This window comes from Bacillus sp. SSR7 (assembly GCF_055902415.1).
Genome location: NZ_JBVVXV010000004.1, coordinates 147,022 through 170,029 on the forward strand (window position 1 = coordinate 147,022; position 23,008 = coordinate 170,029).

Below are 23,008 nucleotides of genomic sequence, written 5' to 3' on the forward strand. Positions count from 1 at the left end.
CTTTTCTTTATTGTACTTGTTCTAAACCATTTGGAGTAATCTTGAAGGAAATCTCTTTAAATTTCTTCGCATCTCCTTTTCCAAGTAACTCACCAGTTTTATACCAACTTAAACGATCAGATTCTGCATGATACACTTTTATCGTATCCCCATACTGGAATGGCGTATCGTTTACTTGCTCTGCAAAATTCTTTGAAGTTTCTTGTCCTTCTGCTGTTACATGCTTTTTCTCTTTTCCTTCTCCATCATATAACGTAATTCCCATGTATAACTCGTTTTTAAAGTAGCTATGAATTTGTTCATTTGTATGTGTTACATGTAATTTCTTTTCATCATGATTAAACGTTACAATTGAACGAATACTATTACTGAGTCCCTGATACACTAGACTATCTCCATATGTTACTTCTACCGGGACTTCTGTCACTTTCTTATTGCCAAAACGGTCTTTCGTTTCTACTTTTACTGTTTGTTTACCAATTTTTGATGCATCTAGTTTTCCTACAAAACCAATTACTTCTCGATCTTTTACTTCAACAAAGTTTTTCGCATCTAATGTTTCACTATTTGTTCCGATTACTACTTTTTGCGGTTTTGCTTTTACTTCTTGCAACATATCCATTCTCTCAAAACCTTTTTCTGTCACTTTGAAGAATAGTTCTTTTGCCCCTTTTTTCTCACCTTGACCAGTAAGGGTATTATTTTGATACCATTTCAAACGAACCGGTTCTGCGTGGAATACTTTCACCACATCTCCATACTCGAACTGCATACCATTCACTTGCTTCGCAAAGTTCTCTGATGTTTCTTGTCCCTCTGCTGTTACATGTTTTTTCTCTTTTCCGTCTCGATCGTATAACGTGATCCCCATGTATAGCTCTTTATTAAAATACTCATGAATCTCACTATCCATATCAGTTGCATGGAATTTCTTCTCTTCGTGCTTTAAAGTTACAATTGAAGCAATATCATCGCCATATCCTACATATGCAATACTATCTCCATAAACCACTTCTAACGGTACTTCTGTTACTTGCTTATTTCCAAAACGATCTTTCGTTTCTACTTTTACTGTTTGTTTTCCGACTTTTGAAGTAGTTGGTTTTTCTACAAAGTCAATTACTTCTGCGTCTTTCACTTCAACAAAGTTTTTCGCTTCTAGCTTTTCTACTTCTGTTCCGACTACTACTGTTTGTGGCTTTGCTGTTACTTCTTGTAATGATTTTAATCTTTCGAATCCATTTTCAGTAATTTTGAAGAATAATTCTTTTATTTCTTTATTTTTTCCTTCTCCCACATATAAACCTTTTTGATACCAATGTAAACGTGAAGACTCTGCATGGTATACTTTCACCACATCTCCATATTCAAATGCTAACCCGTTTAATTCCTTCGCAAGAGCTTCCGTATTCTCCAAGCCTTTTACCTCTATATTTTTCTTCTCTTTTCCCTCTTTATTGTACAGGGTGAATTCAAAATACTTCTCATCTCCAAAGTAATCATGAATCAAATCACTCGTATCTGTCGCACTCATTTTTTTTGTATCATGATGTAACGTTATAATTGATTTCATATCGTCAGTGCCATAGCTTAATCCGTATACAAGTAGGCTATCTCCATACGTTACTGTTAGCGGTACTTCTGTCACTTTCTTATTTCCAAAACGATCTTTCGTTTCTACTTTTACGTTTTGTTCACCAATTTTTATTGTATTTGGTTTTTCTACAAACCCGATTACTTCTCCATCTTTCACTTGAACAAAATCTTTCGCTTCTAACTTTTCAACATCTGTTCCAACTGTTATCTTTTGTGGGACTGCCGTTACTTCTTGCTGGGCCCCCATTCGCTCAAAGCCCTTTTCTGTTACTTTAAATAATAATTCTTTATCTACCTTCGCCTTACCTTGGCCGATAAAGTCATTATTTTGATACCAATTAAAACGATCTGATTCAGCGTGATATACTTTCACTACATCACCATACTCAAACTCTAACCCATTAATTGATTTCGCGAATTCTTCCGCATTTTCAACACCTTTTACTGTTGCTTTCTTTTTCTCATTTCCATTTTGGTCTAGTAATGAGAATTCAAAATACGTGTCTTCTTTAAAATAATAGTGCACTGGATTTGAATCAGCCATCGCACTAAACTTTTTCTGATCATGTTGCAGTGTTACGATTGATTTAATATTAGTATCATAATTAAGTCCTTTGAATACTAAGCTATCACCATAACCAACATTTGCTATAACGGGAATTAAATTCTTATTACCTTTTTCATCTGTAATTTCTACTTTTACAATTTTTTCTCCAACTTCAGGCTTTCCTTGTGTAATCACACCTGTTGTTTTTACACCTTCTCCTAAATTCTGTACAAGTTCCTTTGCTTTTTTCTCATCATATGTAGTACCGATTACTACATTTTGTATTCTTTCATTATTTGGCTCGCCATATGGAGCTTCATATAACTCAATTTGTTTTTCACGAATTGGATTACTATCTGTAGATAACCAAATTTCTTTTTCTAATTTTGGTAAATTTAATTTTTCAATCTTTTCTCTTGTAGCATCATTTGCAATTAATCCCCATTTATCAAAGAAAGGAATTAAATTTTGTCCTGCCACTTTTGACGTCATATAAATAAACATCTGCTTTTTCTCTTCATCAGATTTAGGCAGTTCTGTACTATGTAACAAACGATACATTTGATGTAAATTCGGATAGAATTGATCCCCATAAGCTAAATGCAACTGCCAAAACATAACTAACTTCTCGAATTCATCCATCTTCTCTTGTGCATCCGGTTTACCTAAATAAGCAAATGCAGCTTCATAGCGCCTCTCTTGCTCTAACCTTGTTTTATGCCCAAATGTAGTTTGAACTGCCAAAGAATAAATATTAACGGTTACTTCTCCAAGTCCATCCCATAACCAAGTGTCTTGTTGATGTTGATGTCCAACTTCATGCCAAGGACCCCATCCATCATTAGTTAACTCTTCTAGATTTAGTACTGACTCTAAATTGCCTTTACTATAAGCTGTTCGATAATAAGTCGCATACATATAATCGTCTGTATACCAGTCTTCAACAAAATGAATGGAATGTTTACTTTGATTCGCAACACCCGCACCATCTTTTGATAAACCTGATATCTTATGTTCTATATTAATTATTTCATCGTGTTTCTTTAATAACGCAGCTGGATCTTCTTGCTTTAAATGTTCCGCCACAGTTTCAGGGTGCATAGTTAATAAACTATTTTCTCCCTTCATTTCTATTGCATATGGATTAGGGTTCTCTGCCAACATACGCTTCCAATCTTTTGTCGTATGCTTTCCTAAAATAAATAAAGGATTTGGTGTACCACCTTTTTTCACTTTAGCAACTACTTCTCCTGTGTTGTGATAATTATAAAAGTATAATATTCCCCCATTTGAAGAAGAAATTTTATTCTCACCAGGATTTAAGTTGAATTGTTTAGGCTCTTCTTTTTCATAAGAATATGTACCAATATAAGCTTTAATCTGTTGAGTCCCTTCTACTTGAATAACTACTTCTTCACCTGGCTTTACATAAATGCCCGTTGGTTCATAAGGAGAAAAACTCATTTGACGCTGATGCAACTCACGCATCCCTTCTACATCACCTTTTGGCAGCAATTGATACACTCGCTCTTCTTCCTGTTTCTCCTTATCTTCAATCGCCATCTCTGCATACACCTTAGGTAATTCAAGTCCATATGGCGTTAACAACGTAGCTAAACAAACACCAGCCACTAATACCCTACTCTTTTTTTTCTTTGACATAATCTGTGTCCCCTGTTCCTTTATTTAGAAAAACCATCCTATATATTCATTTAATTAAAAATCCTATTATTTTTATAAAAACATTTGATAAATAGACGAACACCTCGCGCACCTGTATCTCTTACTACCGCATTTCCCTCCATGTATTCGCTTTCTTACATTGTAAAATTTTTATATAATATGTCCTCCTCACTTCTCTCTATTTGTGATGAGTTCTCTTCGTACATAAAAAGAAAATAGTAAAAGATATCATTTAGTATTGTCATCTATACATCTAGAAATAAAAATAGCAATAGAATCTTACATTTTCTTCATATATGACCATCTATAGGTAGTTTTTCCAACTGAATTGTACACGCTTTACACTTTGTCTGATAGACTTTTCAATTAGAATAATGTTACAATTTCGTGAATTTAATCTATTAATCTTAACGTTTGGATTTTATTATATTTTGTTATTTTCGAATATCTTTTACAACATAAAAACAGTGTTTTGTTTAATTAATAATTATTTTAATATAATTTTACATTTCATATATAAAAAGCATTGGCACACGCCAATGCTTTTTCTTTATCTCTTTTGATTCGGTTTATGCGGTTCGTTTGGAGTATGTGGTTTATTATTATCATGACCATTTCCTTTTTTCCAGCTCACTGATAACTCCGGACTTGTTTCTTCTTCACTGCGCTCAAGTAATACGACTGCATTTTGAATTGTCGGTGTACCTTTATGCGCAATGCCTTGTAGTTTCGTTAATTTTCCTATTACTTTAAAGCTAAATCCACCAGCTGGTGTTTGTTTCGGAATTAAAATGCGGAACTTTTCTCCTACATTAAATTCCGTTTTTGCTTCGCCTTTTTCATTTACAAATTTGGCTCCCGCTGGTGCACCTGTTGCTTGCACTTTATACGTTCCACTTTTTGCATTTGTTTCTACTGTATATAAGCCTGTTTCAAAGAAATCATTTTTTAATACTGCTTCTTGTTCTTCTGTAGGAGTTACACTCATCGTAATTTCTTGTAACTCATCACTAGCACTTGCTTTTGCAACGATATCTTTCGTTACCTTTTCTACATTTTTATTGCGGAAATCTAAATCATTAATATCGATTTGCTTTAACGCATTCCATACTGCAAGCTGCGTTGCATAATGTGCTTCTCTCCAATCAGAAACACCTAATTCTTGTGGACTCTTTTGTGGATATCCATTTAATAATACACGGTATACGTTAATATCCACTTTCCCCATTTCCGGTAAATCTTGACCGCTTGGAGATTTCAAATCTACATTTAAGCAAAAAGCAATTTTGCCATCTGCCGTTTTAATAAGCTCTGTTCGGATTGGTTTCTTCTTGGACTTACTATAACTCCAATCCATTTGATACTTTGTATGGTCCATAACTTCTGCGAATGCTTTTTGAAGTGGGAATAACACAAATAAAACACTTAAAAACATAGCTAAAAGTTTGAACGATTGCTTTATATTCATGTTTACAGCCCCTTAATAACAAACTTAATACTAAGTAGTATTTATTTAGAAACTATTTTTATGCACAAAAAAAGAGTGCTTTTACGCACTCTTTTTTCTTACCTTAATCTTAGAAATCGAAGTTATCAGGATCTGGACCAACGCGGTGATTTTGATTTAACGCATCGATTTTTTCCATATCTTCTTTCGTTAATTCAAAGTTAAATACATCAGCATTTGCAATAATGCGGTGTTCTTTCGTTGATTTTGGAATTGTGATTACTCCATTTTGAAGATCCCAACGTAAAATAACTTGAGCTGTTGTTTTACCATGTTTCTCAGCAATTGCTTGTAATGTTTCGTTATCTAATAATTGACCTTGCATAAGTGGTGACCATGCTTCCATTTGAATACCTTGTTCTTTACAGAAAGCTTGTAGTTCTTTTTGTGTTAAACGAGGGTGGTATTCTACTTGGTTAATCATTGGTTTAATTTCTGCATCTTTCATTACATCTTGTAAGTGATGGATTTGGAAGTTACTTACACCAATTGCACGTACGCGCTCTTCTTTATAAAGTGTTTCTAGCGCTCTCCATGTATCTTTATATTTTCCTTCTACAGGCCAGTGAACAAGAAATAGATCTAAATAATCTAGTTCTAATTTTTTTAAGCTCTCTTCATATGCAGCAATTGTTTCTTCATATCCTTGATCTGCGTTCCATACTTTTGAAGTGATGAATAGATCTTCTCTTGAAATACCAGTTGCTTCGATACCTGCACGAATTCCTTCACCTACAGCTTTTTCATTTCCGTAAATTGCAGCTGTATCGATGCTGCGGTATCCTGCTTTAATCGCTGATTTTACAGCTTCTACAAGTTCTGGTCCTTCTTCTACTTTGAATACACCTAAACCGAACCAAGGCATTTCTACACCGTTATTTAATACTGCTTTACTTTGTAAGTTTTTCATTTTATTTTCTCTCCTTTTATTTTACTTGATCTCTTTTTTCTAATGTCATGCTCCACGCTGTTAAAATCACAGCGGCTACTACCATAAGGCCACCTACCCAAGCAGTATGGATTAATCCTAACGAATTCGTTACAAGGCCACCTATATAAGAACCTAAAGCGATTCCTCCGTTAAATGCAGCAATATTAATTGCTGAAGCAACATCCACCGCACTCGGAACAAAGCGCTCTGCCAATATAACTACATATACTTGTAGTCCCGGAACATTCATAAATGCGAATAGTCCCATGAAAATAATTGTGATTAATCCAGCTACTTTAAATGGCGCTGTAAATGTTAAAACAAATAATATAATCGCTTGAATCAAGAACATGTAAAATAGCGCTCGAATCGGATTATGATTCGATAATTTTCCGCCAACCATATTCCCTATCGCAATTGCAATTCCATACACTAATAAAATGATGGTAACCGTACTTGCTTCAAACCCTGTTACTTCTTGTAATAGTGGTGATAAATACGTAAATGTTACGAACGTACCGCCGTATCCAAGTGCAGTAATAATGAAAACAAGTAACAGTCTTCCATTTTTAATTAGTTTGAATTGATCACGAAACGATACAGGTACACCATTTTTTAAATTAGATGGGACGAGTATGCTATTCGCGATAAAAGCAATAATTCCGATTACAACGATCGCCATAAATGACGCTCTCCAGCCAAACTCTTGACCGATAAACGTTCCAATTGGCACACCTGTAATAGTTGCAACTGTTAATCCAGTAAACATAATCGCAATGGCACTAGCACGTTTATTCTCTGGTACGATTGCTGCCGCGATTGTAGATCCAATTGACATAAACACACCATGTGCAAATGCAGATACAACCCTTGCAATAATTAATATGGTGAAGCTTGTTGCTAATGCCGCAATACCATTACCAATAATGAAGATAACCATAATCCACATTAATAATGTCTTTCTCGACATACTAGCCGTTAACGCTGTTAAAACAGGAGCTCCTACTGCCGCTCCTAACGCATATAGGGAAACAGTTAAACCGGCTGTTGTAACCGAAACATTTAAATCTTTTGAAATAGATGGTAATAAACCGACACTAATAAACTCGGTTGTACCAATTCCAAACGCACTGATTGCTAGTGCTAATAAAGCAAACATACTTCTTCGATTTGTCTGAACTTCCGAAGATGGTACTGTATATGAACTCAATTGAATTCCTCCTTATTACAAGAAATCCAATCATAATAGTGCGATAAAAAGGCCCTTTTATCTTCTAAAAAATATATTTAATCTCTACAAATGCTATTATGAATGGTTTCATTCTTTTTTTGAAGAACGCACTTTAAAGTACTATAGGCACCAAAAAGTAACATAGTCACTTTTCAGTACCGTACTACTCATTTGCCTCTTACATGTGCTATTATGAAACATATTTAACCTGATAAAAAGTACGTACTTTAAAGTGCTATAGGTACTAAAAAGTAACATTTGTATGATTTGGCTTACTTTACTTACAAAAGGAGGGCTTTATATGAAGAAATACAATATTCCTGTAGAGGCGACTTTAGAAGTTATCGGCGGAAAATGGAAGGTTGTTATCCTTTGTCACTTAACGAAAGGTACAAAGAGAACGAGTGAATTAAAGCGTCTTATGCCCGGTATTACACAAAAAATGTTAACGCAGCAATTACGCGAATTAGAAGACGACGGTGTTATTCAAAGAAAGGTATACAATCAAGTACCACCGAAAGTAGAATATTCCCTTACGGACTACGGTTGGTCTTTAGAATCCATTCTTGATTCTCTTTGTACTTGGGGCGAATGCCATCTTGAAAAAGAAGGTAAGACATCGATGCTAATTGCAGAAAGTGAATAATAGGAAAAAGGAAAAAACGAACGTGAATTTGTTCGTTTTTTCCTTTTTTTGTTTATATATATGTACATTTCTAACTGGAACAAAATATTTTATACGCTTTCATACCTTGTCAGTACTACGTTATACGCTCAATATCAAATAATTAGGAATCATTTTTATGTTAACATAGGTGTATATAGTATATAATATAGGATATATATTATATACACTTTCCGGTAACGGAGCTTTTCCATTATGCGGACAAGCCATATATCGGACAGTTCATAAATAATAAGTAAGACGTTATGGTTTTAGATTTATGGTTGCAGCTTACTTGCGGTCATAAATTTAAAGGCATTTTATTGTGTTTTGTGAAACTTTGTATAAAGTTTCGTAACCGTTTACTATCTTACTTATCAAAAATAAGAGTATTGCTATCGTAAAGGAGAATTGGAGATGCCAGAAACTATGACTCAAACAAAGCCAGAACAAGAAACTGTACAAATTTCTGCTAGCCAAGGACAACTTGATGTACTTGATCAGTTGTTAAAACCTGAGGTACAAGAATCATTAACAACACTAGTAGAACAGCTTCCAAAATTAACTGAGCTTGTTAACATTTTAACTAAGTCTTATGACTTCGCTCAAACTGTTGCTACTGATGAAGTATTAAAAAGCGACACTGTTGGTGCAATCACAGAGCTTGTAGAACCTGTAAAAGATACAGTTAAAAGCATGGCTGCTACTGCAATCGAAGCGAAAGATCGTGCTGACGAAAGCAACGAAGTTATCGGCCTGTTCGGTCTATTGAAATTATTAAAAGACCCACAAGCACAAAAAATGTTCCGCTTTGTGAACGCATATCTTCAAATTAGTGCAGAACGTAACAATAAATAAGTTAACTTATAACAACAATTAGTAAAGACGGGGGATATCATACTATGTCAAAACAAATTGTCATCTTAGGCGCTGGTTATGGCGGTCTTCTTGCCGCTTTAAACGTACGTAAATATTACAGCAAATCAGAAGCACAAGTTACAGTGATTAACCAATACCCAACACACCAAATTATCACTGAACTACACCGCCTTGCAGCTGGTAACGTGTCTGAGCAAGCAGTTGCAATGCCACTTACAAAGCTTTTCAAAGGTAAAGATATCGATCTTAAAATCGCAACAGTTGAGTCATTCTCAGTTGATAGCAAAGAAATCAAATTAGCTGGCGGCACTACTTTATCTTACGATGCACTTGTAGTTGCTCTAGGAAGTAAAACTGCTTACTTCGGTATTCCAGGACTAGAAGAAAACAGCATGGTATTAAAATCTGCTGCTGATGCAAACAAAATCTACAAACACGTTGAAGACCGTATTCGTGAATACGCGAAAACGAAAAACGAAGCTGATGCTACAATCGTAATTGGTGGTGGCGGATTAACTGGCGTTGAGCTAGTTGGTGAGCTTGCTGACATTATGCCTAAACTTGCAAAAAGCCACGGCGTAAATCCAAAAGAAGTTAAACTTCTTCTTGTTGAAGCAGGTCCAAAAATCCTTCCAGTATTACCAGACCACTTAATCGAACGTGCAACTACTAGCCTAGAAGCACGCGGCGTTACATTCTTAACTGGTCTTCCTGTAACAAACGTTGCTGGCAATGAAATTGACTTAAAAGACGGTCAAAAACTTGTTGCTAACACATTCGTTTGGACAGGTGGCGTTCAAGGTAACCCACTAATCGGTGAATCAGGTCTTGAAGTAAACCGTGGTCGTGCAACAGTTGATGCATACCTACAATCTACTTCTCACAAAAACGTATTCGTTGCTGGAGACAGCGCTGTTGTCTTCGCTCCAGACGGACGTCCATACCCACCAACTGCACAAATCGCTTGGCAAATGGGTGAGTTAATTGGATACAACTTATACGCTGCACTAGAAGGCAAAGCATTCGAAGAGTTCGCACCTGTAAACTCTGGAACACTTGCTAGTCTAGGACGTAAAGATGCTGTTGCTACAATTGGAGCAAGCAATACTCCACTTAAAGGCTTACCAGCATCATTAATGAAAGAAGCAAGTAACGTTCGTTACTTATCACACATTAAAGGTCTATTCAGCTTAGCTTACTAATCTGAATATAAGCCCGAATCATGCCCTGCATGGTTCGGGCTATTTTTATCCGTAATTTTCTCTAACTTATTTATTCGCCAAAAAAATTATATACCCTTTAAATTTATCTAAATATACTGACTTTTTAACAATAAAAGCTGTCCCGTTTTGGAACAGCTTTTATTGTCATCTTTTGTCGGTAAATCGATATATCGAGAAAATCGCTGATATAAGTCGAGTTACGGTCGATATATCGAGAAAATCGCCGATATAATTCGAGTTACGGTCGATATATTCGAAAAATCGCTGATATAATTCGAGTTACGGTCGATATATTCGAAAAATCACCGATATAATTTTTCCGTCTTGTTCACTATCCTAATTTTACAAGGCTGTAGTTCTTCTTCCCTTTACGAATAATAATAAATCTTCCATCAAATGAATTCTCTACCGTAACATCCGTACCTACATCCGTTACTTTTTCGCCATTCATAGAAATAGCTCCATTATTAATATCTTCACGTGCTTGTCGTCTAGATGGTTCAATACCTAAATCAACTAGCCATTCTACGATATTTTTCGTCTCTTTTGAAGACTGGAATGTTGGCATTTCTTTAAAGCCTTGTTCAATTTCATCGGCTGTTAACGATTTAATATCTCCACTAAATAACGCTGCTGTAATTTTCACAGCTTGCAGGAATGCTTCTTCTCCATGAACGAATTTCGTCATTTCTTCCGCTAATACTTTTTGCGCTTCACGTTTATGAGGCTCTGTTTCTACCTTCACTGCCAATTCATCGATGCGCTCTTTCGTTAAGAACGTAAAGTATTTCAAGTATTTAACGACATCACGGTCATCTGTATTCACCCAGAACTGGTAAAATTCAAATGGTGTTGTTTTTTCAGGATCAAGCCAAACTGCACCACCTGCTGATTTACCAAACTTCGTACCATCTGATTTCAATAGTAACGGAATCGTCAATCCAAATACTTTTGCTTCATGCCCTTCTAACTTACGAATTAAATCTAAACCACTCGTAATATTTCCCCATTGGTCACTACCACCAATTTGCAGTTGAACATCTTCTTTCGTGTATAAATGATGGAAGTCCATCGCTTGCAAGATTTGGTACGTAAATTCTGTGAAAGAAATCCCTGTATCTAAACGACTTGCTACGATATCTTTTGCTAACATGCTATTAATGCTAAAGTTTTTCCCGTAATCACGTAAAAACTCAATAATATTTATTTCATGTGTCCAATCGTAGTTATTTACCATCTTCACTTCACTATTTCCACCAAAATCAAATAGCTTTTTCATTTGCGCTGTTAACGCATCCACATTATGTTGAACTACTTCTAACGTTTGAAGTTGGCGTTCTGATTGACGTCCACTCGGATCACCAATTGTTCCTGTTGCTCCACCAATTAAAATAACTGGATGATGACCGGCTAACTGGAATCTTTTCATCATCATAAACGGAATCAAATGTCCAATATGCATACTATCACCAGTCGGATCAACTCCGCAGTATAGTGAAATCTTTTTCTCTTCTACTAGCTTACGTAAACCTTCTTCGTCAGTCTGTTGATTAATGGCGCCGCGCCATTCTAATTCATCAATAATGTTCATCTTTTGTCATCCCCTTTATTTTTTAAAAACAAAAAATCCCTATGTCTATGACATAGGGACGATGATTCACCGTGTTACCACCCAGTTTGTATAAATAGCATAGCTACTCATACCACTCTTAGCAATAATATCGATTGCCAATCCGCTTAGCATTACCTAAGATACTCCAGAGTGTAATTCGCAAGTTTGTTTGTGCTAGGTTCCAGCATCCCCTAGCTCTCTCGTTAACAGTGACAAACTGCTACTGGGCTCTTTCAACGTATGTTATTTGTTAAATTATTAGCCATTATATTGAATTGTAAACAATTTGTCAACAATACCCAAATGTTATTTTAAAATAATTCGCAGTTTCATACGTATATGTTATTCTTTATCTTCTCCAATAATCCTTACTTCACGCTCTAACTTCACACCAAATTTCTCTTCAACTGTTTTTTGTACGAAGTGAATTAAATCGATGTAATCTTGTGCTGTTCCGTTATCAACATTCACCATAAATCCAGCGTGTTTTAGAGAAACTTCCACTCCGCCAATTCGCTTACCTTGTAGTCCTGATTCTTGAATCAATTTACCAGCAAAGTTATTGGGTGGACGTTTAAATACACTACCACATGAAGGATATTCTAGAGGCTGTTTTGACTCACGTTTAAACGTTAAATCATCCATTTTTGCTTTAATTTCTTCATGTACACCTTCTTCAAGTTCAAATCTCGCTTCAAGAATAATGTAATGGTTGTTCGCAAATACACTCTTACGATATCCAAATTCAAACGCTTCTTTCGTCAAAGTACGTAGCTCTCCATCACCTGTCATTACGACAGCTTCTGTTAATACAAACGAAATTTCACCCCCGTATGCACCTGCATTCATATATAATGCTCCGCCAACTGAACCTGGAATACCACAAGCAAACTCAAGACCCGTTAAGTTATGGTCTAGTGCAATACGTGATACGTCAATAATTGCTGCACCGCACTGTGCTACAATCGTCGTTCCTGTTACAGTAACACCTGTAATATGAATTAAACTTACTGTAATCCCGCGAATTCCACCATCTTTAATAATGACATTCGATCCATTTCCTAAAAACGTAACCGGAATATTATATTCGTTCGCATATTTAATAACTTCTTGAATTTCATCATAATTTGTCGGTGCAACGAACACATCTGCTTTTCCACCAACTTTAATATGCGTATGATTCTTTAACATTTCATCTTGTTTCACATGACCTTCAGGCAATACCGTACTTAAATATTCATAAACCTCTTGCATATTCATTTTACGATTCCTCTATTTCTATATTCTTTTTATCCCGTTATACGGGCCCATAATATCCCCACATACATGAACGAACTTAAAGTGGTGGATACAGTGTACCCAAAATCAATTCGAGACACCTATAAACCTCTTAATTTATAAGAGGTGCCACTCATATTAAAATATATATTGCATAATAAAGCAACCCAAATAGGCTACTAAACTTGACATGTCATCAGAAAGACAACAATTTGTAAAATATATTACTTTTTCAAAACACTACCCTTCAGTATCTTACTATACCACACGAAAATAAAGTGGTATTTTTTTGTAATTTTTACTTTGTTTATGACATATAAGAAGATTGATTGAAGGCGGGAGATAAGACTCTCATGAAGATACTAAGTGAGATACAGGAATCAAAGGGTTTAACGAAGGAATTTCAAGATGAAGTGGCAGTTGCGAAAGAGAAGAAAAAGCCGTGGTAGAAGTTTTGGTAAGGTTTGTATATAAACTACAAAAAGGTAGAAAAGTATACTTTTCTACCTTTTCGATTAGCGGAATAAAGATAAACCAATTTTTAAACAATGCTATTCGTTTTTAACCATTTTTCAAAAATTAATCTAGATTGTTCTTCAGTAGCATCTTTATCCCCTATTGAAAATATTTTCAAGCCGTAACCAACAAATTTTTCACCCAAATTATGTTTACTAGCATATTCATACAAAAAATCCGCGCCAGCTTCATATTCTTCAATAAAAACATCCCATATAGGCTTGTCTATTTTCTTATATGCAATAACTTCTAAATCATATCCATCTTCATAATATCCTATATGCATATGTTGGTATTCTTCATAGTTACACATACTATTAAATAATCTCTCCTTTACCAAATAATATGATGATCATTCAAATTTGGCGGGACATGATAATGTAAATATGGTCCTTTATTTTTTACTGGACCATAATCTAACCTAAATAACACTTTTTTAGTAACTTTAGATCTGACTTGAATAATTCTAGTTTTATATGGACCTTCAAGAATATATTTATTTGGTGCGTCTAATGCTTTTTGTACATAAGGTCTCGCTATTTTCCAACCTTTATCTGCAGCTGTTCTTCCCGCTTTTGAAGTTAAAACCCTTAATGCTCCAATAACAAGAGTTGGTAATATTTCTTGTTTAACTATTAATTCACCTGTAAGAGGATTTTTTTCAATAACATATTCAACTCTTGGTTTACTTAGTTCTCCTTCTAATTGTAAAAATACAGGGTCAGTTATTAAAAAATCATATTCGTTCTCGAATTTTTCAAAATCGAAGTTAGAAACATCGACATTAGATAAATCAATACCACTATCTTCTTCAGGAACATATTCTTCGACAATTGTATCATCATTTAATTCAACAGTTGCATCAACAAATGATGGCAATGCAAAACTAAACATCAAAACGCAAGAAAGTATCCCAGCTATAATTCTCATCTACCATTCCCCTCTCAAATTTTATAATAGTGAGAAATAACTAAAATTTATATTTCCTATCATTTCTTACTATTAAATGGTATAAAATATAAAATTTTCTAACAATAATGAAAGTAAATTGATAAATTTGTTATTATTAATTTGTATAAAATAATCACTTAATAAGATTAAAAATAAATAAACTAAAAATCTCTTCCTCTACAATATAAAGCTAATAAAGCATCGCCCCTAAAGGTACAATACTGTATCTTTTAGGGCGATGTTAGCGCAAACCATTCTTAAGACACACCAATCTATTTTACCCCATTGGAGATGAGATATAGTAACTTTCAAATACTTGTAAGGTTAGATTTAAGCCTTTCACCATATCATTTAGTTGTAAATATAGTGTATTTCTTGGCTCTGTATACTCCTAAATGCTCTCCTATTTCTATAAATAGAAAAATTACTTTATCACAGGGCTCAATCGTAGGGTTTCTCCACCAACTGACTCGACACGCCATAAAAAAGAGCACATCCCACAGAATGTGCTCTTTCCATACTCTTTATATTACTTTTCGTTCTCTTCTTTTTCTTTTTCTTTATCAAACCATAACAGTTCATCGTTATCCACTTCACCATTATAATTGATTAAGATTTCTTCTCCTGCTTTTATATCTTTATAAGCATAGAAGTTAAATGTATGATTCTCAAAGACAATATCATACGTCGCATTCGGTGTATATGAATGATTGAATAACATGCCGTATCCTAAAAGGATTGCCGTATGATTAATCCCATACTCAAATGCGTAGTCAGCAAGTAATGTTTTCTCAATGTGTTCATGCTGTTCATTCGGATAAGAGATAACTGGCGCTGCGTGTATCAACTCACCTTTTTTAATATCACGAGTTGCAAATACACCTCTATTAAATTCTCCATCACTAAGTTCAGAAGTCTTAACTTCGATCATATGCGTCACCTATTTAATTCTTTCTTTGAAGTATTTTAATTCCGCTATTAGCTGAATTTTATCTTCTTAAGCTTGGCAGAAAACGAGCAGAAAAGCAATTAAAATCCGAGCAAGTCTTCGTTTAAATGAAAAAAGGGCACAAACGTTGCGCCCTTTTTAAGTGATATTACTTTTCTAAAATATCTTCTAACAATTTCACTTGCTCGCTAACAGTATGTAATGTCTTCACAGATGTATCATTTCGATGTTTTTCTTCTTCCACACTTGCTAACACTTCTTCTGTAGCCGCAGAAGTTTGCTGGATTACATTAGAAGCATGTGTAACATCCTTTACGATATTCGTCGTTTTAACTTGGAAACTTTCTTGATGACCAACGATTTCCCTCATTACATCATTAATTTCATCAATAAATTTCCCTAAATCCGTTACATTTGTTAAAACACTTACTAACATTTCATTACATTCTTCTTGTACTCTTTCTGATTTCTCTACCTGCACTTCTACCTTACTTGCTTGATTACTAAAATCCTTCAAAATCCCTTGAATTCTTCCCGCAGAACGATTTGATTCCTCAGCAAGCTTTAATACTTCATTCGCTACAATAGCAAATCCTTTTCCATGCTCACCTGCTCTCGCAGCTTCAATATTTGCATTTAAAGCTAGCAAACTCGTCTGACTTGAAATATTCGTTATTACATCTACAATTTCATTAATTTGTTTCGATTGTGTCATTAAATCTCTAAATATAATTCCTGATTGTGAAACAACATCATTTAAACTTCTCATATTCGCTTCAAAACTTCGTAGAGTATGTACACTACCTTTTGAAATTTCTAAGCTTTCATCAACACGAATCGATGCATTTCTTACTTGAGAAATGATTTGTTCAATATTTCCCTCCATATCGTTCAATACTTCTACCGAACGATGCATCATCTCTGATTGTGATTGCGTGCCAACTGCTACCTCTTCAAAAGCGAAATTAATTTCACTCATCGACTCCATCGATGTATTCATATTTTGTCTTAAATAATTGAAATTACGATCTAGTTTCACAACCGTTTCCTCAATAAGCCTTTGCGTTTCTTCTAACTCCTGAGCTTTTCTCATTACTTCTTGCTTTTCATCACTTAAACGAGCCAGTAAGTTAGAACCAATTTTCGTTACGCCCCACATAGCGATCGTTACGATTGCTAACAAGCTTGCGAAGTTTGCAGCTTCAGATGCTGCTGTATAAGCAAAAAATTGCTCCGGCCAATAACTACAAAGAATAAATGTAAGAACAACTGCCACTCCGCCGAGAATTACAACGAGACGTTCACTTAAATAAATAAGTGAAACGGCTAATGTAAAATAGACCATTTGAAATACAGCTGGGCTTTCATTAAAAGCTTGTACCATAATGAAAGACATCATAAGCAACATAAATGTCATGATATATTTATACGTCGTTTCCATGCTTTTTATAAAAGTAAGAAGTGTTCCAAATACAACGACAGAAATACCACAAACCCAAAACGCGATTGCTCTCTCTGTAAAAATATATCCGTAATACCCAATCGCGATGATTCCAAGGAAGAAACTACAAATCGTAATAAACAGCAATAAATGATTTTTCTGTGATTCTTTCTCAAGGTTAGAAAAACAAGTTTTCTTTAACCATTCCATATATAAAGTCCCACTTTCTACACTTAATTACTTCAACTTAAAGACCGCACTCACTGGGTTATGATCACTATTTTCAAACTTTAAATCTTTTCCTTGCACATTTACAATCTCCACATTCGGTGAAACGATAAAGCCATCAATAATCGTGACGAAGTTTTCACCTTCTACATACTTCTTCACATCGTCTCTCACCGTCATAACAGATGAGTCTACAGCCCACTTAAAGCCACCATCAGTAAAGTCCTTTGGTAACTCTACTAACCACTCAGGGCGCTCTTTCACAAACTTTGGATCACTTAATTGAACGTCAGAAAGTAATTGATTCCAATCCCCGCCCATAATTACGTAATCACCATTTTTATAATGCTTGTTCATATATTCTTTTAAATACTCTACTTGCTGTTTTCTAATTTTCCCGCCTTCATCGTACGCAGACAAATGTAAGTTTACAAGTCTAACATTCTTTCCATTATTAACAGGAATTTTATACTCAACAATCGCTCGATCTAAATCGAATAAACGCTTCGGCCAAGGCTCCATTCCAGGAAGCTGGAACCTCTCAGCTGTTTCAACTTTATATTTAGAAAATGTACTTAATCCAGCCTCCGCATATCCCATTGGACTTGTAATTGGGACAGGGACCCATTTTGTATCATAGTTCTTTCCGAACGATGAAGCATAATCAGGTAGTCCGTTTTTCAAAAATTCATGGCCATTTACATCAAAAGATCGCATTGATTTTATATCGACTTCTTGTAATAACGCAAAATCACTATTCTCATTTTGTAAAAACGAAAGTATATTCTTTAGGTTAACTTCCGTTTGTTCTTTGCTACTTGAACCAGATCCTTTTCCTCCATCCATAAAGAAGTCTTGGTCCTTATCTAATCCGGCATATCCAATATTAAATGTTGTAACTTTAAATTCATTTCCTGTCGCTAATACGCGCTCTTTATTATTTTCCACCTTCAAACTTACAACATCAGCAGGCTGTTCTTTAGTAAGTGTCATATACCCTAAAAAACCACCTACAACTCCCAATCCTACTAAAATACATATAAGTACTATTTTTAATAATTTCTTCAAATAAACGCCCCTTTTCTAAAACACACAACTTAATTTTCCTTATTTTCAGTTAACTAAAACTGAATGCCAGACATAAGAAATATTTTATCACACCAAAAACCTTATATCACTATATTTAGTTTATAAGCAGTTCCACTTGCTCTTACATTATCAAAAATACAAAATCCCCTAACTTCTTCACTGGAAATCAAGCGCAATGTTTAGTACACTATATGTAATAATTATAGGCGATGGAGTTCGCCATAAACGCTGCTTAGCTAATGACTCCTACCAGTATCACTACTGGTAGGAGTCTATTTTTTTGAGCAAGCTATTTAAAGAGGTGAGAAAATTGATTTATATTATCGTTGGCATTGCCGGTATATTAGGGGCGCTTTCTCGTTATTATTTAGGTCTTACGATTCATGAATTTTGGCATCATACATTTCCACTAGCTACATTACTCATTAACTTAGTCGGCTGCTTCTTATTAGCATGGCTGACTACGTATATCGCCCAGCGAAACATCTTGCCCTCAGAAATTATCACAGGCATCGGGACTGGATTCATCGGTTCCTTTACGACGTTTTCAACATTTAGTGTAGAAACTATTCAATTGATTAATCATTCTGAGTGGAGCATAGCCTTCTTATATGTATCATGCAGCATACTTGGTGGCCTCATTATGTCTGGACTTGGCTATACATTAGGTGATTTCTTAATTAAGAAACATCTTACGGAAGGTGATCACTTATGATAGAAGCTTTATTAGTAGCAACAGGAGGATTTTTCGGTGCTATTACACGATTTGCAATCAGCAATTGGTTTAAAAAAAGAAATAAAACTTCCTTTCCAATCGCTACATTTCTCATTAATATAACAGGAGCGTTTTTACTCGGATATATAATTGGCAACGGAGTCACTACAGGTTGGCAATTATTATTAGGTACTGGATTTATGGGTGCCTTCACGACGTTTTCAACGTTTAAGCTTGAGTCCATTCAGCTCTTCAATCGTAAAAACCTTAGCATACTATTTCTATATTTAAGTGCTACTTATATCATTGGTATCCTCTTCGCATTCCTTGGAATGCATCTAGGCGGAATATAAAAAAAAGCGACTCTTATCAGTCGCTTTTTTTATAAGAAGTAAGTCCCGCCATATGGAATGGAAAGTAAACTCGCTGGATACACATCATAATGTATACTTTGCATTGGAAGTTGTGAGTATGGCATATACTGTCCTTGCATCATTTGTGCAAAATATGCTTGTTGTTGCATTTGAATAGCTTGATTCATAGCATGAATGGTCCCCTGTGCCCCAGCAAGTGTAATAGCTGCTCCCACTTGTCTACCTCTATAAAAATAATGATTCATCATGATTCAACTCACTTATTATTTTTCTTCCATATCGTATGTTTCTATTTCATAGTGAGTGTTTTATCCCGATTAACAGCCCTATCTATTGCTCTTTTTCAGCTTTGAAGTAATAAGTCCAAATAGTAATACACCAATACCACTAAGGAACAATATATAACTTATCGGTACTAAGAAAAAGAAAGGTTCTTCAAGGAATCCATTTGCCCCTACTTTACTGTTTGAAGCATGTATAGCTAAAGTAATAATCGCTAAAATCATGAAAGAAATAGCTACTACGTATTTGTTTTTCATTTCACATTCTCCTCTATTCATATAATTACCCTTAGATTGTTAACATCATATTACCCAAAACAACATTAACAGTCAATAATTTTTTATTGTTTTACAATAAAAAATTATTGACTGTTATAAACAAAAAGGTTTGCGAAGCATCTTAAATTACCTCACAAACCTTTTCAAACATCAATATTTACACTTCAAATCTCTTACTTACTACAACATAAATCGCACACAACAGCACAAATATTCCAGCATAAATTAATAAAACTTCTACGCTAAACATATCAGCCAATGGGCCAAATATTATCATTCCTAAAGGAAGCGCGCATGAATTCGCGATTTGTACAACACTAAACATCCGCCCATGCATAGAAGGTTCTACTTTTTCCTGTAATAACACGGTAACTGGTGTATTGAAGCACGGCATTGTTATACCAATTAAAAAATTAAATAGTAAATACATAATAAATATTGGTGCAATCCCTAATCCAATCATAAGCAGTCCATATAACGCACAAGCTAGCGCTGTTGTATGCATACGATTACGAAAGCCACCCCACGCCGCAATTAATGCGCCACCAGCTGCTGCCCCCGCACTAAAAGTCATCTCGCTAGCAGTAAGTCTCCACATTTCTGCACCGAAAGAACGAGTTACCATTAAAGGTGTTAAAAAGGCAGCTGGACTTATTAAGATCATGACAATGATTAATAAAACAAGTAGCCTTTTAATAAATACATTTTCTTTTAAATAAACAAAACCTTCTTTTATACCTTGCAGATTAGATTTTTGCTTACTCCCTACATTCACATGTCCTTCCACTTGAATGATAAACATAATACTAATTCCGATCATAGCTGTCATAACATCAATAAAAAATGTCGCTTCAATGCTAGCAATAGAAAGAATTGCAGCACTTACTGCTGGAGAAAGAAACATAATTAAAGATGTAATACTGCTATTGATCCCATTTACTTTCATAAGAAAATCTTTTGGAACGATTTGTGGGATTAACGCATTCACAGCTGGCGTTTGTACCCCTGTCCCAGCAGAACGAATGAGTAGCACTATAAAAAGTAACCAAATACTTTTATATCCTGTTAAAAAGAAAATCGCCAAAACTAACGTAGCAATTGCTATAATCCCATCCGATAACATAATCATCTTTTTACGGTCGTAACGATCAATCCAAACACCCGCAAATAAAGAAATCGCAATTTGTGGTAAGAAACCACAAACGGTTGAAATGGTCAACATTACCCCTGACGATGTTGTAAGGGTGATATACCATATAATTGCGTACTGCACGAGAGATGAACCGAACAACGAAATCGTTTGAGCAGTCAAAAATAATATAATTTTCGTTTTCCAATTATTTTCACTCATATGCTTCACACTCCCTTAACTAATCCCATCTCTATATTAAAAATACTATCTGCCCAATCAAGATAAAAACTTGCTTCGTGAGATACGAGTATAACGCTCCCCTTAAACTGTACTAACGCCTTTTGCAAAGCTTCCTTCGCTTCTGCATCTAAATGATTTGTCGGCTCATCTAAAATTAAGAAGTTACAAGGTGATAGTAATAATCCACACAGTTTCACCTTCGATTGTTCACCACCACTTAACGTACGAATTTCTTGCGAAACGTGCGTATCTTTCACTCCACACGCAGCTAAATGATGGCGTATTTCCTTCATATTCAGTTTAGGAAACTGTTCTGAAATAATTTGAAGTGGCGTTAAAGAATCATTGCTCCAATGTAAATCTTGCTCATAATATCCAATCTTTATTTGCTCTGAAAAGTGAAACTCTCCAGAAATACTAGCAATATTTCCAACGATTGTTTTTAATAAAGTAGATTTCCCTACTCCATTGAATCCTGTAATAACAAGTTTTTGCCCACCCATTACTGAAAAATTCAACTTTGGTAAGAGAGCGAAGTCGTAACCAACTTCAAGGTTATTTACTTCAAGAACTGTCTGAACTGAAATAGGAAGTTCCTGAAAATGAATAGACGGTTTATGAGTAAAACTTGGTGGCGCAATTCTTTCCATACGCTGCAACTGCTTTCTACGTCCTTGTGCTATTTTTGAATTCACCCCAGCAATATTTCTACGAATATACTCTTCCGTTTTTTCAATTTTCTTTTGCTGTGCATAATATTGGCGAATATAATCTTTTCGCAAATGCTCTTTTTGTCTTACAAAATCTGAGTATTTGCCGTAGTACTTCTTCACCGTTCCGAACTCTACATCACATATACAAGAAGTCACTTTTTCTAGAAAATCAAAATCATGCGACACGACAATAAACGCCCCTTCAAAATTCATCAAATAATTAGCAAGCCACTCCACATGCTCCTTATCGAGAAAATTCGTCGGTTCATCTAGTAATAAAATATTAGGCTCTTCTAATAAGAGCTTCGCTAAAATTACCTTTGCACGCTGACCTCCGCTTAATTCACCAATCACACGATTCATCCTAATCGCATCAATACCTAAACCGGCTGCCACCTTATTTATGACGCTATCTACTGAATAAAAATCACGAGCCTCCAGCTGCTCTTGCATTTCAGCTGCTTTTAGTAGTTGATTCTCATCTCCAGTCATCGCACTTTCTTCATATAACTTGTTCATTCTCTTTTCTATTTCATACAAATCATAAAAGGCTCTCTTTAAATATTGTGAAATGGTATAACCCTCATCAATTTCAGCGTATTGATCAAGATGCCCAATTTGAATATTAGGCTGCCACTTTATGTCTCCCTTATCAGAAATAATTTCCCCCACCAATATTTTCATTAATGTGCTTTTTCCTGCACCATTCTGTCCAACAATTCCCATATGCTCCCCTTTATGCAAATCAAAAGAAGCATTTTCGTATAATACTTTATCTATAAAACTATGTGATAAACTTTCAACTTTAAGTAAACTCATTCTTATTCCTCTTTTCCTGAAATTAAAAAAAGCAGAGGGATAGCGTCATTCGACACTAGCCCTCTGCTTCGTGGTTTTTCCTATACTACTCCAATTTACAGTAAAGACTCATCGGAATAATATACACAAA

At 35.0% G+C, this 23,008-nt stretch carries 21 protein-coding genes, 1 riboswitch and 1 other annotated feature; of the genes, 6 read left to right on the top strand and 15 right to left on the bottom strand.

Annotated elements, in window-relative coordinates:
- Positions 1 to 7: 7 nt before the first annotated feature.
- The 4 genes from AC0NJG_RS10315 to AC0NJG_RS10330 all read right to left on the bottom strand — a co-directional run bounded on the left by AC0NJG_RS10315 (position 8) and on the right by AC0NJG_RS10330 (position 7,423).
- Positions 8 to 3,805 (bottom strand): putative mucin/carbohydrate-binding domain-containing protein, encoded by a 3,798-nt coding sequence (locus AC0NJG_RS10315; protein ID WP_474063019.1) that lies wholly within the window; start codon positions 3,803 to 3,805, stop codon positions 8 to 10.
- 571 nt (positions 3,806 to 4,376) lie between these two features.
- Positions 4,377 to 5,294, bottom strand: a complete 918-nt coding sequence (locus tag AC0NJG_RS10320; RefSeq protein WP_087955053.1) for a thioester domain-containing protein — start codon at positions 5,292 to 5,294, stop codon at positions 4,377 to 4,379.
- Positions 5,295 to 5,403: 109 nt separating this feature from the next.
- Entirely contained in the window at positions 5,404 to 6,243 is an 840-nt protein-coding gene (locus AC0NJG_RS10325) for an aldo/keto reductase (RefSeq protein ID WP_048528200.1), read from the bottom strand.
- Positions 6,244 to 6,259: 16 nt separating this feature from the next.
- On the bottom strand, positions 6,260 to 7,423 hold the full coding sequence (locus AC0NJG_RS10330; protein WP_003268055.1) for an MFS transporter: 1,164 nt from the start codon (positions 7,421 to 7,423) through the stop codon (positions 6,260 to 6,262).
- Positions 7,424 to 7,796: 373 nt separating this feature from the next.
- On the opposite strand from AC0NJG_RS10330, the gene AC0NJG_RS10335 reads away from it, so the two are divergent.
- The 3 genes from AC0NJG_RS10335 to AC0NJG_RS10345 all read left to right on the top strand — a co-directional run bounded on the left by AC0NJG_RS10335 (position 7,797) and on the right by AC0NJG_RS10345 (position 10,240).
- A complete protein-coding gene (locus AC0NJG_RS10335) occupies positions 7,797 to 8,141 on the top strand; it encodes a winged helix-turn-helix transcriptional regulator (RefSeq protein ID WP_000760472.1) in 345 nt (114 codons plus the stop codon).
- 435 nt (positions 8,142 to 8,576) lie between these two features.
- Positions 8,577 to 9,017 carry a DUF1641 domain-containing protein gene (locus AC0NJG_RS10340; protein WP_001115309.1) on the top strand — a complete coding sequence of 147 codons (441 nt, stop codon included), beginning with the start codon at positions 8,577 to 8,579 and terminating at the stop codon, positions 9,015 to 9,017.
- Between the two features lie 44 nt (positions 9,018 to 9,061).
- The gene (locus AC0NJG_RS10345; protein WP_000043204.1) at positions 9,062 to 10,240 is read left to right on the top strand and encodes an NAD(P)/FAD-dependent oxidoreductase; all 1,179 of its coding nucleotides are present in this window, start codon (positions 9,062 to 9,064) and stop codon (positions 10,238 to 10,240) included.
- A 352-nt stretch (positions 10,241 to 10,592) separates the two neighbouring features.
- On the opposite strand, the gene tyrS is transcribed toward AC0NJG_RS10345, so the two are convergent.
- Both tyrS and murB read right to left on the bottom strand, forming a co-directional pair.
- The gene (tyrS, locus tag AC0NJG_RS10350) at positions 10,593 to 11,852 is read right to left on the bottom strand and encodes a tyrosine--tRNA ligase (protein ID WP_001021075.1); all 1,260 of its coding nucleotides are present in this window, start codon (positions 11,850 to 11,852) and stop codon (positions 10,593 to 10,595) included.
- A 51-nt stretch (positions 11,853 to 11,903) separates the two neighbouring features.
- Positions 11,904 to 12,119: a binding site (T-box leader), on the bottom strand.
- Positions 12,120 to 12,215: 96 nt separating this feature from the next.
- Complete coding sequence (gene murB / locus AC0NJG_RS10355) at positions 12,216 to 13,133, bottom strand: UDP-N-acetylmuramate dehydrogenase (protein ID WP_001057083.1); 918 nt, start codon at positions 13,131 to 13,133, stop codon at positions 12,216 to 12,218.
- Between the two features lie 347 nt (positions 13,134 to 13,480).
- Here murB and AC0NJG_RS10360 point away from each other — a divergent pair, with 347 nt between their 5' ends.
- Positions 13,481 to 13,600 (top strand): DUF3967 domain-containing protein, encoded by a 120-nt coding sequence (locus AC0NJG_RS10360; RefSeq protein WP_097610100.1) that lies wholly within the window; start codon positions 13,481 to 13,483, stop codon positions 13,598 to 13,600.
- Between the two features lie 92 nt (positions 13,601 to 13,692).
- On the opposite strand, the gene AC0NJG_RS10365 is transcribed toward AC0NJG_RS10360, so the two are convergent.
- From AC0NJG_RS10365 to AC0NJG_RS10385, 5 genes are all read right to left on the bottom strand, one after another.
- Positions 13,693 to 13,980: a DUF3986 family protein gene (locus AC0NJG_RS10365; RefSeq protein WP_088327784.1), complete on the bottom strand. Its 288-nt coding sequence runs from the start codon at positions 13,978 to 13,980 to the stop codon at positions 13,693 to 13,695.
- Between the two features lie 20 nt (positions 13,981 to 14,000).
- Positions 14,001 to 14,597, bottom strand: coding sequence for a hypothetical protein (locus AC0NJG_RS10370; protein ID WP_087955057.1), 597 nt, complete (start codon positions 14,595 to 14,597; stop codon positions 14,001 to 14,003).
- A gap of 550 nt (positions 14,598 to 15,147) precedes the next feature.
- Positions 15,148 to 15,549, bottom strand: coding sequence for an SET domain-containing protein (locus AC0NJG_RS10375; RefSeq protein WP_474063020.1), 402 nt, complete (start codon positions 15,547 to 15,549; stop codon positions 15,148 to 15,150).
- Between the two features lie 166 nt (positions 15,550 to 15,715).
- Positions 15,716 to 17,218, bottom strand: a complete 1,503-nt coding sequence (locus AC0NJG_RS10380; protein WP_088327786.1) for a DUF4077 domain-containing protein — start codon at positions 17,216 to 17,218, stop codon at positions 15,716 to 15,718.
- A gap of 27 nt (positions 17,219 to 17,245) precedes the next feature.
- On the bottom strand, positions 17,246 to 18,304 hold the full coding sequence (locus AC0NJG_RS10385; protein WP_088327787.1) for an endonuclease/exonuclease/phosphatase family protein: 1,059 nt from the start codon (positions 18,302 to 18,304) through the stop codon (positions 17,246 to 17,248).
- Positions 18,305 to 18,521: 217 nt separating this feature from the next.
- Positions 18,522 to 18,581, top strand: a riboswitch (Fluoride riboswitch).
- A 54-nt stretch (positions 18,582 to 18,635) separates the two neighbouring features.
- Here AC0NJG_RS10385 and crcB (AC0NJG_RS10390) point away from each other — a divergent pair.
- The gene (gene crcB, locus AC0NJG_RS10390; RefSeq protein ID WP_000639329.1) at positions 18,636 to 19,040 is read left to right on the top strand and encodes a fluoride efflux transporter CrcB; all 405 of its coding nucleotides are present in this window, start codon (positions 18,636 to 18,638) and stop codon (positions 19,038 to 19,040) included.
- Entirely contained in the window at positions 19,037 to 19,393 is a 357-nt protein-coding gene (gene crcB / locus AC0NJG_RS10395; RefSeq protein ID WP_087955060.1) for a fluoride efflux transporter CrcB, read from the top strand. Before crcB (AC0NJG_RS10390) ends, crcB (AC0NJG_RS10395) begins: the two co-directional genes overlap by 4 nt.
- 29 nt (positions 19,394 to 19,422) lie before the next feature.
- Here crcB (AC0NJG_RS10395) and AC0NJG_RS10400 read toward each other — a convergent pair whose 3' ends face one another.
- The 4 genes from AC0NJG_RS10400 to AC0NJG_RS10415 form a co-directional block, all read right to left on the bottom strand.
- Positions 19,423 to 19,662, bottom strand: a complete 240-nt coding sequence (locus AC0NJG_RS10400; protein ID WP_474063021.1) for a DUF3947 family protein — start codon at positions 19,660 to 19,662, stop codon at positions 19,423 to 19,425.
- 78 nt (positions 19,663 to 19,740) lie between these two features.
- On the bottom strand, positions 19,741 to 19,974 hold the full coding sequence (locus AC0NJG_RS10405) for a DUF3955 domain-containing protein (RefSeq protein ID WP_474063022.1): 234 nt from the start codon (positions 19,972 to 19,974) through the stop codon (positions 19,741 to 19,743).
- Positions 19,975 to 20,131: 157 nt separating this feature from the next.
- Positions 20,132 to 21,325: an MFS transporter gene (locus tag AC0NJG_RS10410; protein ID WP_142940753.1), complete on the bottom strand. Its 1,194-nt coding sequence runs from the start codon at positions 21,323 to 21,325 to the stop codon at positions 20,132 to 20,134.
- A 5-nt stretch (positions 21,326 to 21,330) separates the two neighbouring features.
- Positions 21,331 to 22,878: an ABC-F family ATP-binding cassette domain-containing protein gene (locus AC0NJG_RS10415; protein ID WP_088327966.1), complete on the bottom strand. Its 1,548-nt coding sequence runs from the start codon at positions 22,876 to 22,878 to the stop codon at positions 21,331 to 21,333.
- Positions 22,879 to 23,008: the final 130 nt, after the last annotated feature.